13 protein-coding genes and 1 pseudogene are annotated in these 13,080 nt (G+C 46.8%); 10 read left to right on the forward strand and 4 right to left on the reverse strand.

Annotation, left to right across the window (positions count from 1 at the left end):
* Nucleotides 1-9: 9 nt before the first annotated feature.
* The gene (locus tag EAO33_RS00205) at nt 10-672 is read left to right on the forward strand and encodes an HAD family hydrolase (RefSeq protein WP_120943801.1); all 663 of its coding nucleotides are present in this window, start codon (nt 10-12) and stop codon (nt 670-672) included.
* Here EAO33_RS00205 and EAO33_RS00210 read toward each other — a convergent pair.
* Complete coding sequence (locus tag EAO33_RS00210; RefSeq protein WP_235852964.1) at nt 632-2,209, reverse strand: ABC transporter ATP-binding protein; 1,578 nt, start codon at nt 2,207-2,209, stop codon at nt 632-634. The two genes, EAO33_RS00205 and EAO33_RS00210, sit on opposite strands and share 41 nt — an antisense overlap.
* A gap of 255 nt (nt 2,210-2,464) precedes the next feature.
* On the opposite strand from EAO33_RS00210, the gene EAO33_RS00215 reads away from it, so the two are divergent.
* Nucleotides 2,465-3,061 carry a peroxiredoxin gene (locus EAO33_RS00215; protein WP_120943806.1) on the forward strand — a complete coding sequence of 199 codons (597 nt, stop codon included), beginning with the start codon at nt 2,465-2,467 and terminating at the stop codon, nt 3,059-3,061.
* A 7-nt stretch (nt 3,062-3,068) separates the two neighbouring features.
* On the opposite strand, the pseudogene EAO33_RS00220 reads toward EAO33_RS00215, so the two are convergent.
* Nucleotides 3,069-3,675, reverse strand: a pseudogene (locus tag EAO33_RS00220) (outer membrane protein).
* Between the two features lie 90 nt (nt 3,676-3,765).
* On the opposite strand from EAO33_RS00220, the gene EAO33_RS00225 reads away from it, so the two are divergent.
* From EAO33_RS00225 to EAO33_RS00235, 3 genes are read left to right on the forward strand one after another with little or no spacing between them, the layout of a single operon-like run.
* Nucleotides 3,766-4,302, forward strand: coding sequence for a 50S ribosomal protein L25/general stress protein Ctc (locus EAO33_RS00225; RefSeq protein ID WP_120943809.1), 537 nt, complete (start codon nt 3,766-3,768; stop codon nt 4,300-4,302).
* A 3-nt stretch (nt 4,303-4,305) separates the two neighbouring features.
* The gene (gene pth / locus EAO33_RS00230; protein WP_120943812.1) at nt 4,306-4,881 is read left to right on the forward strand and encodes an aminoacyl-tRNA hydrolase; all 576 of its coding nucleotides are present in this window, start codon (nt 4,306-4,308) and stop codon (nt 4,879-4,881) included.
* Nucleotides 4,860-5,927: an LptF/LptG family permease gene (locus EAO33_RS00235; protein WP_120943814.1), complete on the forward strand. Its 1,068-nt coding sequence runs from the start codon at nt 4,860-4,862 to the stop codon at nt 5,925-5,927. The genes pth and EAO33_RS00235 overlap by 22 nt, the downstream gene beginning before the upstream one ends.
* 284 nt (nt 5,928-6,211) lie before the next feature.
* On the opposite strand, the gene EAO33_RS00240 is transcribed toward EAO33_RS00235, so the two are convergent.
* Nucleotides 6,212-7,381, reverse strand: a complete 1,170-nt coding sequence (locus EAO33_RS00240; protein WP_120943817.1) for a class I SAM-dependent methyltransferase — start codon at nt 7,379-7,381, stop codon at nt 6,212-6,214.
* Nucleotides 7,382-7,429: 48 nt separating this feature from the next.
* On the opposite strand from EAO33_RS00240, the gene metG reads away from it, so the two are divergent.
* Genes metG through EAO33_RS00265 form a run of 5 tightly spaced genes read left to right on the forward strand, consistent with a single transcriptional unit; the run spans nt 7,430 to nt 12,560 of the window.
* Nucleotides 7,430-9,271 (forward strand): methionine--tRNA ligase, encoded by a 1,842-nt coding sequence (gene metG / locus EAO33_RS00245; protein WP_120943819.1) that lies wholly within the window; start codon nt 7,430-7,432, stop codon nt 9,269-9,271.
* Nucleotides 9,271-10,212: a hypothetical protein gene (locus EAO33_RS00250; protein ID WP_120943822.1), complete on the forward strand. Its 942-nt coding sequence runs from the start codon at nt 9,271-9,273 to the stop codon at nt 10,210-10,212. Before metG ends, EAO33_RS00250 begins: the two co-directional genes overlap by 1 nt.
* Nucleotides 10,205-11,008, forward strand: coding sequence for a tRNA 5-methoxyuridine(34)/uridine 5-oxyacetic acid(34) synthase CmoB (gene cmoB / locus EAO33_RS00255; protein WP_120943825.1), 804 nt, complete (start codon nt 10,205-10,207; stop codon nt 11,006-11,008). Before EAO33_RS00250 ends, cmoB begins: the two co-directional genes overlap by 8 nt.
* Before the next feature lie 2 nt (nt 11,009-11,010).
* A complete protein-coding gene (locus tag EAO33_RS00260) occupies nt 11,011-11,433 on the forward strand; it encodes a PaaI family thioesterase (protein ID WP_120943828.1) in 423 nt (140 codons plus the stop codon).
* Nucleotides 11,433-12,560, forward strand: coding sequence for a glycosyltransferase (locus EAO33_RS00265; protein ID WP_120943831.1), 1,128 nt, complete (start codon nt 11,433-11,435; stop codon nt 12,558-12,560). Before EAO33_RS00260 ends, EAO33_RS00265 begins: the two co-directional genes overlap by 1 nt.
* On the opposite strand, the gene lolA is transcribed toward EAO33_RS00265, so the two are convergent.
* A complete protein-coding gene (gene lolA, locus EAO33_RS00270; RefSeq protein ID WP_120943835.1) occupies nt 12,554-13,066 on the reverse strand; it encodes a LolA-like outer membrane lipoprotein chaperone in 513 nt (170 codons plus the stop codon). The genes EAO33_RS00265 and lolA overlap by 7 nt on opposite strands.
* Nucleotides 13,067-13,080 lie beyond the last annotated feature (14 nt).

Raw genomic sequence — 13,080 nt, forward strand, 5'->3', positions numbered from 1 at the left:
GGAGTGTTGATGGAATTTAAAGTGGTGGTGTGGGATTTTGACGGAGTGATCTTTGATAGCATGCATTTGAAGTGCATGGGGTATAAGCGTCTTTTTGGGGATATAGACCCCCAAGCATGGCAAGCCTTTGAGGTATACCACTACGCAAGCGGGGGAGTCTCTAGGGGAGAGAAAATCGATCATTTCTACCGCCACATCTTAGGCACGCCCTTAGAGTCCTCCCAAATAGAGGAGTTGGTGTTAGAGTTTGGTCAAATCATCGCCAAAGAACTCTTTTCTAAGAGTCATCTCAATACAGAAGTGATGGGCTTTATCCAAGCGCATTACCAACACTATCCTTTCCATGTCGCCTCTGCGGCTTTGCATACGGAGTTGCAATCACTTTGTAGCTATTTAGGGATCACGCCCTACTTTAAAAGCATTGCAGGGAGTCCCCCGGCTAAGGTCAAGGTGTTAGCACGCTTGATCGAGGCGTATCGCTACACGCCCAAAGAGATGGTGTTGATTGGGGATAGCCAAAATGATTACACCAGCGCGCGCTCTAATGGCATCGCCTTTTTGGGCTATAACAACCCCGCGCTCAAGGCGTTAAAGGGGCTTGGAAGTGGTTATATTGAGAGTTTCCAAGACTTTAACTTGCAGGATTGTGGCAGATATTTTGTAAATCAATAACCACATCACAACGCTCGATCGTGCTTAGGCGGTGCGCGATCACCAAGAGAGTTTTATCTTGGGTGGCTTGGTAGATTTCCTCCATGATCTCACTCTCTGTCAAGGTATCAAGCGCAGAAGTGGCCTCATCTAACACTAAAATTTCGGGATTGTCATACAGCGCGCGCGCAATTCCCACGCGTTGCTTTTGCCCTCCACTAAGCTTCACCCCTCCCTCGCCCACTTGGGTATAAACCCCCTCGTGCTGGGCTAAAAAATCATAAATGCGCGCTATTTGGCACACTTCTACCACTCTTTTCTCATCAAGGGGGCTACCAAAGGCGATGTTCTCTGCAATACTGCCTTCAAAGAGATAAATATGTTGGGGGATATAACCAAATTTCTGCCGCCAGCTTTTGATATTTGCTGGGCTTAAGACTTGGTTGTCCACATAAATTGCGCCCAAACTGGGTGTAAACATGCCCATGAGAATATCCACTAAAGTGGATTTTCCACACCCACTAGGCCCCACGAAAGCCACTTTTTGTCCCTTGTGGATCGTGAGATTGAAGTTTTGCAACACGGGATGGTGGGCTTTGTAGGCAAAGGACACATTTTCCAAACGGACACTGTGTTTGAAGTGCAGGGGGGTATCTCCTTCTTCTAGGATGGGTTTGTGGAACTCCTTAAACACCACATTGATAGCGTGTTGGTGGTAGACAATAGCGTTGTAACTGCTTAAAATACGACTCACAGAGGGCAGCATGCGGTAGAGAGCTAGAGCATACATGGAAATGATGGGTAAGACCATTTGGGCTTCGCCGTATTTGTAAAGCACATAAGCCACCGCCAAGATCAATAAAATAAAACCAATGGTTTCTAAAATTTTATTGGGCATCACCTGCATGGTTTGGTAGGCGACCTTGGCGCGCGCGCTTTTAAGGCTATATTCTGAAAAACGCTCACAGGCTTCTAGGTGGTTATTTTTAAGGCGGGTGAGTTTGAAGTTACCAAAGAATTTGGAGAGCACCTTTAAAGAGTATTCGCCTGAGGTGCTGACAACTTGGCCTTTTTTTTGGATGGACTTGGACATGTGTTTGGTGATAAAATACACCTGCAATAAGAGCAACACGCTCAAGACTAAAGTCATCTTCCAATTTGTCAACAAAAGCAAAATGTATAAAAACACAATGATCATGCTCTCTGAGAGCAAATTCCACAATGCCCCAAACCCTTCCATTGTCTGGTTGCTTTTGGTGGTGATGGTGTTGCGGATGCGATCTAAGTGCAAGTTGGTGTGTTCTAAATAAGAGGCTTGGATATGGCGCAAGAATAATTGCTGGGCGATCTTATGGGCTTTTTGGTTAGCAAAACGGCTATTGAGATAGGTAAAAAGCACACTATAACCCATCCTGAATAAATACAGTCCCACTAGAGCGAGGCTAAAGGCAAACATGAAATGCAGGGGGGTTTTGAAGTGCAGCCATTCATAGAAGGCTTTGCTGTAAGGATGACTCAAAATGAGATTAGGGGTGCTAGCCAAAGTGATGAAGGGCATGATCATGCTAATGGTGAGCACTTCTAGGAGGGATAAGCCTATGGACATCAACACTAAGAAAAACGCGATCTTCTTGTCGCGCCGGTTTAAGAAAGACAAGAGTTGCTTTAGGGAACGCCAAAATAGCTTAACAGAGCGTTGTTTCAAGCCAATCCTTGAAGAAGAGTTGGGCTAGTATAACTAAGGACTCTTGATTATTTAGGCTATTTTGACTATAGTGGCGCGTCTTTTGACAAATAATCACTAGGAGTTTTCATGTTAGTTACCAAATTGGCCCCAGACTTCAAAGCCACCGCCATTATGCCCAATAACCAAGTGGACGATAATTTTGAGCTTTCTAAAAACTTAGGGAGGAATGGCGCGGTGCTATTCTTTTGGCCCAAAGACTTCACTTTTGTGTGCCCCTCTGAGATCATCGCCTTTGATCACCGCATTAAAGATTTTCATGACAGGGGTTTCAATGTAATTGGGGTGTCTATTGATACCGAAGTGGTGCATTACGCGTGGAAAAACACCCCTGTAGAAAATGGGGGGATCGGGCAAGTGAGCTTCCCTATGGTTTCTGATGTCAAAAAGGAGATCGCTAGGAGCTATGAAGTGCTCTTTGACGAGGCGATCGCTCTGCGTGGCTCTTTTTTGATCGACAAACACCAAAAAGTCCGCCATGCCGTCATTAACGACTTTCCTCTAGGGCGCAATGTAGATGAAATGTTGCGCATGGTGGATGCTTTGGTGTTCTTTGAAGAAAATGGCGAGGTGTGCCCTGCTGGTTGGCGCAAAGGCGATGCGGGCATGAAACCCACCCATGAAGGTGTGCAAGAATACCTTAGGGATCACGCCAGCCGCCTCTAGCCCTAGTCTAAAAGTGCCAGGCATGAGAGATGCAGAACACCACACTCCTCTCAAAGGCACTTTTGGGTTCAGGATTTAAAAAGATTTTCATCCCCACCTCTACATCTACGATGTGCCAGGTTACGATGGTGCGAAATTGCACCCCAAAGGTCCCAATCGCCCTAAAATAGGTGGATTGGTAGGGACCAAATACCAACTCTTTAAAAGAATTCCAAGTGTTCAGCACGATGTCGCTAGCCCTTTGATTCACGATCCAAGTGTTAGCCCCAAGCTGTAAACCAAAGAAAAACGCCCAGGAATTGATGGGGTTTTTATTGTAAGCCACCATGAAATCCCCCCCCACCCCATAGGTGAAGAGATTGACTTGGCTTTTAGAATGGGGTTCTAAAAGCACATTCCCATAATCTACAAATACATAGTAGCGTCCATAAGCCCAATCGTGTTTGGGATTGATTTCATAGCCCCAAGAAATGGACGCGCCTTGTAAGAGCTTGGTCGTGCCCCTGTTTTAAAACAACCATACCCCCTTGATACGATGAGGACATGTAGCTTAAATTCTTAGCCCCTAAACTCCCCACCAACGCCCACACCAAGCACCACCACTTCATTGCCATCCTAAAGTTTTTGGCGATCCTAGCATAAATTAGCCACTTAAGCTAGGATATGTTAGAATTCGAGTTTATCTTTTTTAATGAAGGACAATGATGTTAGAGGGTCAGGCGCGCGCAGTGCTATCCAAATCCCAAAGGAAAGCCCTTAGAAAAGAGGGCTATTTGCTAGCTAATCTCTATGGCAATAAGGTAGAAAATGTCTACGCCACCTTTAAGAGCAATGATTTTATCCGGTTTGTCAAAAACAAGCCCCATTTGGATTTTCAAGTCAAGGTAGGCGCGCAAGCTTACCATGTGGTGATTCAAAGCTACCAAAAGGACCCCGTGAGCAACGCCTTGATGCATGTGGATTTGCTGGTTTTAAATCCGGGGGTGCCCTCTAAATTCTATGTGCCCGTGAAAGTGCATGGCATTCCTGTGGGCTTGAAAAACAAGGGGATTTTGATGCTCTCTAAAGAGCGCGTGCATGTGCAGTGCGCCCCAGAACATCTCATTTCTAGTTTCGAGCTAGATGTCGCGCCCCTAGATGTAGGCGATGTGATCTTGGTGCGGGATTTGCAGGTGCCCGATTCTGTCAAACTCTTAGAAAACCCCCATAACGCTGTAGTGGGTGTAATTAAGGCTAAATAACCCTTGAGATTACTTGTGGGCTTGGGAAATCCCACTTTGGTCTACGCGCACACGCGCCATAATGTGGGTTTTGATGTGCTGGATTTGCTAGCCCAACAATTTGGGGCGCGTTTCAAAAGTGCCCCTAATTACCACTACGCCACAATCGCGCCCTATTCTTGTTATCTTTTAAAACCCATGACTTACATGAACCTTAGCGGAGAAGCGTTGAGCGCGTTTTTGCGCACGCATGCCGTGCGCGCGCTCTTGGTCGTGCATGACGATCTAGATCTGCCCCTGGGGGCTTTGCGTTTCAAGGCTAAGGGAAGTTCTGGGGGGCATAATGGGCTCAAATCCCTAGAGGCGCACTACCCACACCCCTTTTACAAGCTCAAAATTGGGATCGGGCGGGGTGAGGATGCGCGCACGCATGTGCTGGAGGGTTTTAACGCCCAAGAAGAACCCCTAAAACAACAAGTCTTCCAACGCGCTTTACAAGCCCTGTGCTTTTATTTAGAACACGATGATTTTGCGCGCATGCAAGCGCGTTTCACGCACAACCCCCACAAATCCTCCCCATGCGACTCTGGCTCTTTGTAGGTTCTTACTATCTGAAGTATTGCGGGATTATTCTGTGCGCCTTAGAGTTTTTCTTTATTGGCATTGACAGCCTGCAGTATGCAGACAAATTCCCCGATGCAGCTAATCTAATTTTATTATTCTTTGTCTACGATGCGCTCTATGCCCTTAACTACACCCTCCCTATCTCTTTGCTCTTAGGTTTGGTGCTCTTTTACATCGCCTTTATCCGTTCCAACCAATATAGTGCCCTGCTGGCTATTGGCTACTCTATCAAACAAGTTCTAAGACCGATGTTGGTCATCAATTTGGTGTTAATCCTCATCTTCATTGGTCTGAATGCCACCCCCTTTGTCTACATGCAAGAGAAAGCCCAAGCCATCATCTACAAGGATGGTCCTACCAATATTTCAGAAAATCTCTTGGTGAAGTATAACGATGACTATGTCTACTTTGGCAAGATTAACCCCCTCTTGCAAAGCGCCCAAAACATCAAAATTTTTACCCTCACCCACAACCAACTCAGCGCAGTCGCCCAAGCTAACCATGCGGTGTTTGAACACAGGTATTGGGTTTTGCATGACGCAAGCACAGCCACACTCCCCACCCCCCTAGTCTTAGGGCAACAGGGCTTGCGCTTAGAAAATAGTGCTTTGCTTAAAACCTTGAAGGGTTTTCACCCCAAAGTGCTAGACACTATCTACCAAAATAAGCCGGCTGTTTCTATCACAGATGCGTTGCGCTCCCTGCGTGTGCTCTATGCCCAACACGGGGACACTAAAAAGGTGCGCGCTTTTTTGTATGTGTCTATCTTCTTGCCCTTTTTTGTGCCCCTGACAGCAATCCTCATTGCGCGTTATACCCCCAATTTAGCGCGCTATGAAAATCTTGCTCTCTTGAGTTTGAAATTCATCATCCTCTCTTTGATTCTTTGGGGCTTATTCTTTGCGCTGGGAAAATTTAGCATCGCTGGTCTATTTTACCCCGAATTAGGGATTGTGCTCCCCTTTGGCTTGTTGTGCGCCATCGCCCTATACCATTACAAACAGCTAGACAAGCGTCTTTAACCTGCTTTGGGCGTGGAGGACGCTCTGTATTTGGCACGCGTTTGATCTTTTGGCTTTGAAAAGTGTGGTGGCATAGCCAAAATATGCTCTAACGATGTGGGTTAAAGCTTGCTAGCGTCTTTGCTGGTTCACAACACATTTGGTACCCAGCAGAGGGCTAGCCAAGATTGGCGATACAAAAGAGCGCACCAAGCAAAATGGGGGGTGCTTGCTAAGAGAATAGGGAGACTCATTTGGTTTTGATCAAAGCTATCGTAACTCTAAAGAGGATAACCCATAGCGGCTTAGCTCTTGTAAATATACTCATGGGTCAAGGGGATGCTATTATCCACGCTGTGGGTGAATAGGAGTTGGTAGAGATCCACACTCCCCACGCGAAAAGCCGAAGCGCAACTATTCAAATACAGCCCCCACATGCGCACAAAACGCGCATCATACATCTTAGTGATTTGATCTTGGTGGGCTAGGAAGTTTTGATACCAGATGTCTAGGGTTTTAGCGTAGTGCAAGCGCAAACTCTCAGCTAAGACTAAATGAAAATCACTCTCTGCACTAATAGAAATCACCTCTCTTAAAGAGGGCAAATACCCCCCCGGGAAAATGTATTTATCAATCCACGCGTTGGTTGTGCCCTCAAAGCAACACAGAATAGAATGCAGTAAAAACACGCCCCCTACTTTTAGCACCTCTTTGACCTTTTTGAAGTAAAAAGGCAGGTTCTCCTTACCCACATGTTCAAACATGCCCACACTCACCACCTTATCAAAGCGCTCGTGCATGCCATCTAAATCTTGATAATTCAAAAGACGGATAGTAACCCGATCTTCTAAACCCATGTCTTTGACCCGTTGGCTAGCCTGCTTGAATTGCTCTTCTGAGATGGTGATCCCCACCACTTCCACGCTGTATTCTTGAGCCGCCCGAATCGAGAGATAACCCCAGCCACAGCCAATATCTAGAAGTTTTTCGCCCTGTTTGAGATCGAGTTTTTTGAGCGTGTGATCGAGTTTTTGTAATTGGGCTTGGTGCAGGGTGTCGTCATGTTTTTTAAAATAGGCGCATGAATAACTCAAGGTTTCATCCAGCCAAAGCTTGTAAAAATCATTGCCTAAATCGTAATGGCTTTGGATATTGGAACTCTCTTTGGTGGGTTGCTGGAAAGGAATGGCTCTGTCATGCTTGTGCAGATGGGCATAATTGGTGTGTAGATACAGCACGCGCGCCACTTCATCCATAGAACCCTCAATGTCGATCACGCGATCCATGTAGGCTTCCGCGATGGTTAGGGACATGTCTTTTTTGACATCACCCATTGTAAGGGGGCGGTTGAATTTGATGGTGAATTTAGGGGTTTTTGTGCCGTTTTGATAAATGTCCTTATCCCAAAAAATCACGCGGTAATCCCCATTTTTAAAGCGTTTAAACATGGATTTTAAAAGCATCTTGGCTAACATAGACATCCTTTTGTGCTATTATATGCTTTTAGACTTAAAGGCAAACGCATGCAAACCCTAATCTCTACCCCTATTTACTATGTCAATGATGTCCCCCATTTAGGGCATGCTTACACCACAATCATCGCTGACATGTTAAAGAGGCACCACGCCCTTAGAGGGCATGAGGTCTTTTTTTTAACCGGCACGGACGAACACGGGCAAAAGATCGCCCTAAGCGCGCAAAAACATGGTCTAAGCCCCCTAGAGTACGCCTCTCAAATCAGCGCGCATTTTAGATCGCAATGGGATTTTTTTAATATGGATTACGATCACTTCATCCGCACCACAGATCACGCCCACACCATAGCCGTGCAACGCGCTTTTGCTACCATGCTAGAACAAGGCGACATTTACAAGGGCACTTACAAGGGTTCTTATTGCGTGAGTTGTGAGAGTTTTGTCGCCAGCCATGCGCGTTGTCCGGATTGCCAGAGAGAAACAAGCGTTTTAGAAGAAGAGAGTTATTTTTTTAGATTGAGCCAATACCAAGAACCCCTGTTAGAATTTTACGCTAAAAACCCTAGAGCCATTTTACCCACCAACCGCATGCCTGAAGTGTTGCGCTTCATTGAGCAGGGCTTACACGATCTCTCCATCACACGCACCAGTTTTGAATGGGGGATCAAGCTCCCCCCCGCATGCAAAGACCCCAAGCATGTCATTTATGTTTGGTTGGACGCGTTGCTCAACTATGTGAGCGCGCTAGGCTACCCTGAGGGGGAGAAAATGGGCTATTTCAACCACGCTATCCATGTGGTCGGTAAGGATATTTTGCGCTTCCATGCCATCTACTGGCCCGCCTTTTTGATGAGTTTGAAATTGCCTCTTTTTAAGCATTTGTGCGTGCACGGGTGGTGGACCATTGAGGGCGTGAAGATGAGCAAGAGTATTGGCAATGTGATCAACGCTCAAGAGGTCGCCCAAGATTATGGCAAGGACACCTTGCGTTATTTTCTCTTGCGTGAAGTGCCCTTAGGGCAAGATGGAGATTTTAGTCTTGAGGCGTTGTTACGCCGCTCCAATGCGGATTTAAGCAACACCTTAGGTAATTTGGTGCAACGCCTAAGCGGAATGGCATGGCGTTATTTTGAAGGGCGCATTGAGAGCGCGCAGGTTTTGCAATACTACACCCAAGATTACACCACTCTAAATGGGTTTTTTGAGCCTTTAGAAGCGAGCATGCAAGAGATGCAACCCCATAAATACCTAGAGGATTTATGGAAAGTCTTCGAGGGGGCTAACGCGCTCATCGCACGCGAGGAGCCATGGAAAATGCACAATCAAGCCCAGATTATGGCGTTGTTGGGGTTAATTGCTACCCTACTAGCCAAAGCCACTTACTACCTTTACCCGGTAATCCCCCAGAGCGCGCGCAAGTTAGCCGATATTTTGGGTTTAGAGTTGGAAGCTAGCGCATTTGTGCGCCTGCAAAAAACCCCTTTTCTAGACTCTTTTGTGATCCAAAAAGCCCAGCCCCTTTTTCCCCGCCTAGAACTCTTAGTAACAAAAGCCCCAAAACCCCGCGCCCCTATTACTCTCAAGGATTTCCAAAAACTCGAGATTCGTGTAGGGCAGGTGTTGAGCGCAGAAAAGCTCCAGCAAAGCGATAAGCTTTTATTGTTGCGTGTGGATTTTGGGGATAGAGTGCGCGTGATTCTCTCTGGAATTGCCAAGCATTACGACCCCAAAGCTCTAGAGGGGCAGCAGGTGTGTGCTTTGCTAAACTTAGAACCGCGTAAGATGTTAGGGGTGCTCAGTGAGGGCATGGTGTTGAGCGCAGGAGATGGAGAAAACTTAAGGTTAATTGCGCCCCTAGCCCCCATGAAAAATGGGAGTGTCATTAGCTAGTGCATGTGGCTGAGGTGGTGGAGATCACGCGGGGGGTGCTTAAAGGCGCGCCTTGCGTGCACGCCTTCAGCCACATCAGCACCGATCCTAAAGACACTAGGGGGGGGCTCTTTGTCGCCCTGCAACCCCATAATATCGCGTGCGCGCTGGAGAATGGGGCTTATGGAGTGCTTTGCGATCAAGACATAGCTATTAGCGACTCTGAGATCGCTTGGATTGTTGTCCCCCAAGTGGTTAAAGCCCTAGAACGCTTGTTGCGCTACCACTTACTGGGGGTGCGCTTGCTTTGCGTTTCCCGTGTCGAATTTGCCATTCTCTCTAAAATTTTGCATGCTAAAAGTGTGGTATTCTTCGAGGGGGAGAGTGTGGCGTTGTTGAATTTATCCCTTTTGGAAATTTCTTGCGTTGTGGCGCACACGAGTGCCTTGCGGGGGTTGTTTGGAGCAGAATTGGAATTAGAGGATTTTGCGCCCTTCCAAATCTTGTCCAAGTCGTTATTTAGTTTGAGTGTTCTCTATCAAGGCGTGCGCTTTGATCTCAAATTGCCTAGCTTTTATGCTCCGCAACTAAAGCGCGCTTTGTGCGCTTGTCAGGCACTAGGAGAGCGCGCCCAACTAGAACACTTAGGCATGTTACCCCTGCGTGTTTTTCATACTAATGACGCGCTAGAACCCTGCGCGCATGGCTCTAAGGTGCTAGTGGGCGGAATTAGCCCCCAAGAAATGCCTGCATGGCTTGCTTACGCGCGCCAATGCGCCCCTTGGCACAGAATGCAGATTTTTACCCCCACTCCCTTAAAAATCGCCCACCAACTCTACAACAATGCAGATCATCTCAGATACTTGTTGCGCGCCCCCTTCACTTTGGGCTTTATCTTAGGGGATGTGGATATAGGCGCGCTGTTAATGGACAAACCCCAACAAGGGAGTTTATTTGGCTAGTTATTGTGTGGATCAGGGCTTGCGTATCTATCTTAATGAGGGGGTGGATTTGGATCAACTCTATGAAAAGGCATGGGCTTTGCGCCCTTGGCGCAAGGGACCTTTCATGCTAGAGGGGCGCGATCGGGGCTTTAAAATCCAAAGCGAATGGCGGAGCGATTTTAAATGGGAACTTCTCAAAGATTGCTTAGAGCTAAGAGGCAAGCATGTTGCTGATGTGGGTTGCAATAATGGTTACCATCTCTTTTGTATGGCTAAACAGGCTTGCGCGAGTTTAACCGGGTTTGATCCTAGCGCGCTTTACAAAGCCCAATTTGCGTATCTAAACGCATTATTGGGGCTTGATATTCTCTATGAGAGTTTGGGAGTGGAGGATTTGCGCGCTTACCCTAGGCGTTTTGATGTGATTTTTTGCTTGGGCGTGCTCTACCATAGAAAAGACCCCCATAGCGCGCTCAAAGCCTTGCACATGGGGTTAAATAAACAGGGTGTGTTGGTTTTAGACACCCTCATTTACGAGAGTCCCCTAGAGGTGGCTCTTTGCCCGCGCACTTACGCCAAGATGCGCAATGTCTATTTTATCCCTAGCCCTAGTGCTTTGCAAAATTGGGCACTTAAAGCGGGTTTTAGCGCATGTGATCTGTTTGCTAGATGCCCCACCACCACCCAAGAACAACACAAGAGCGCGTGGATTGAGGGTTTGAGTTTGGAGCATTTTTTAGACTCTAGTGGCTCTAAGACTCTTGAGGGCTATGATCCCCCCGTGCGGGGTTATTTCATCTTAACAAAAGGCTAGACATGAGTGATACCCCCCCCCTTGAGGAAGGTTTGGTGGTTTGTTCTAGGTTAGAGCAAACCTTGTGCGCGGATTTGATTTCTTTTGGATCGGGGCGGGCTACAGTTTGCCTCGTTCCTAAAGAATTCATGTTATGTGAGGAAGATGTGGTGCATGCGGGCTTTATCGTGGGAGCAGCAAGTTTTGCAGCCCTGTGCGCGCTCAACAAAAAAAATAGCCTCATTAGTTCGATCAAGCTCAGTTTACTTGCCCCCATTGAATTAAAACAAGAGATTTATTTCAACGCCACCATCAACCACACTAGCTCTAAAAAAGTGTCTGTGCGTGTGGAGGGGGAATTTATGGAGATCAAGGTGTTTGAGGGGGATTTTGAGATTTTAGTTTTTGAAAAACGCCCCTTTAAGTTCAACTTTAAGGAGGAGTAGTGGTTGTTGTGCTGGTGGTGGATAGTTTTGAAAACAAGAGCAATGGCACTTCTATGACGGCTTACCGCTTTTATAAAGCCCTGCAAAAACATGGGCATGAGGTGCGCGTGGTCGCGCCTTTCGTGCAAGGAGAGGGATTTTATAGCGTGCCTGAACGCCATATCCCTTTAGTAACCCCAATCGCGCATAAACAACATATCCTCTTTGGCAAACCCCAAAAGGAAGTGTTGCAACGCGCCTTTGAAGGGGCACACATCATCCATCTCTTTTTACCCTTTAAATTAGAAAAGATTGCCATAGAAGTAGCCCGTGCTATGAAAATCCCCTTTGTGGGGGCGTTTCACTTACAGCCAGAACACATCACTTATAATATCAAATTAGAGAGGTTAGCGTGGTTAAACCGGGCGATCTTTTGGTGGTTTAGGCAGAATTATTACCAACACCTCAACCATATCCATTGCCCCTCTGCGCTCATTAAAGCCGAATTAAATAGGCATGCCTATGGGGGGAAAAAATATGTGATTTCCAATGGTTTTGATCCTCTTTACACCCCCCGCACCCATAATACCAAGACAGACGATCTCTACCACATCGTCATGGTGGGGCGTTATTCGCCTGAAAAAAACCAAAAAGTGCTTATTGACGCGGTGCATTTGAGCAAACACCGCTCCCAAATCCAATTACACCTCAAGGGGCAGGGACCTTGTTTGGACGCGTTGCAAAAGCAAGCGCGTAAGTTAGCCCACTCTGTGGATTTTGGCTTTGTAGAACCTAGTGCCTTGGTAGAATTGCTTTACCAATGCGATTTGTATGTGCACAGTGCTGATGTGGAGGGAGAGGCGATCGCCTGTTTGGAAGCGATGAGTTGTGGGATTGTGCCTATCATTTCAGATAGCAAGATCAGCGCGACCAATCAATTTGCCCTAGATGATCGCTCTTTATTTAAAGCCAATGATCCTACAGATTTGGCGCGCCAAATTGACTATTGGTTAGATCACCCCACAGAGCGCGCCCAAATGCAAACAGCCTACGCGCAAAGCACACAAAATTACACTTTAGATCGATCTATCAGGCAGACTCTAGAGATGTATCAAGAGGTCATTGAGGATTTCAAGCGCATTTACTGACGCACCAAATCTACCCCCTTAGGGAGCACAAAGGTGAATACAGAGTCCTCTAAGGGGACATTGGTTTGCACAGCGCTGAAAGTGATTTGGACTTTATTGTCCAGTTTGTCGGCAAACTCCAGCAAGTAGGGCAAGCCATTTTGTAAGGTGAGATAATAGGTGGTGTCTTTGATCTTGGCTTTGTAACGCCCATCTTTTTGGAGTTTGGCTTTTTTAACGATGCTAAAGAAATCTAAAGACTTGTCTAGTTTGGTGAGAGTGGCTTGCATGAGCTGGGGTTCATAGACCACCACACGCTTATCACGCATGTAAATCTCTTTATTGGAGGGCTTGTAATAAACCCATTTGATTGAATCGGGGAGTTTGGCAAAGAGCTCGCCCTCATACACGGGGCTGGGTCCCTCACCCAACACCACCTGTTTAAAATGCGCGCTAAAACTCTGGAATTTTAAATCCAACCCCAAAAGCCCGCCCATGCCCAAGCATAAAAACACGATCCAACGCATTGTCTTTTCTTTTA

It is taken from the genome of Helicobacter labacensis (assembly GCF_003660285.1).
Classification (GTDB): domain Bacteria; phylum Campylobacterota; class Campylobacteria; order Campylobacterales; family Helicobacteraceae; genus Helicobacter; species Helicobacter labacensis.

Coding starts and splice junctions, on each gene's coding strand:
- EAO33_RS00240 (WP_120943817.1), bottom strand. CDS start 7,381: ATGTTAGCCAAGATGCTTTTAAAATCCATGTTTAAACGCTTTAAAAAT.
- EAO33_RS00260 (WP_120943828.1), top strand. CDS start 11,011: ATGAGTGATACCCCCCCCCTTGAGGAAGGTTTGGTGGTTTGTTCTAGG.
- EAO33_RS00205 (WP_120943801.1), top strand. CDS start 10: ATGGAATTTAAAGTGGTGGTGTGGGATTTTGACGGAGTGATCTTTGAT.
- EAO33_RS00215 (WP_120943806.1), top strand. CDS start 2,465: ATGTTAGTTACCAAATTGGCCCCAGACTTCAAAGCCACCGCCATTATG.
- EAO33_RS00225 (WP_120943809.1), top strand. CDS start 3,766: ATGTTAGAGGGTCAGGCGCGCGCAGTGCTATCCAAATCCCAAAGGAAA.
- EAO33_RS00235 (WP_120943814.1), top strand. CDS start 4,860: ATGCGACTCTGGCTCTTTGTAGGTTCTTACTATCTGAAGTATTGCGGG.
- lolA (WP_120943835.1), bottom strand. CDS start 13,066: ATGCGTTGGATCGTGTTTTTATGCTTGGGCATGGGCGGGCTTTTGGGG.
- metG (WP_120943819.1), top strand. CDS start 7,430: ATGCAAACCCTAATCTCTACCCCTATTTACTATGTCAATGATGTCCCC.
- EAO33_RS00210 (WP_235852964.1), bottom strand. CDS start 2,209: ATGCCCTTCATCACTTTGGCTAGCACCCCTAATCTCATTTTGAGTCAT.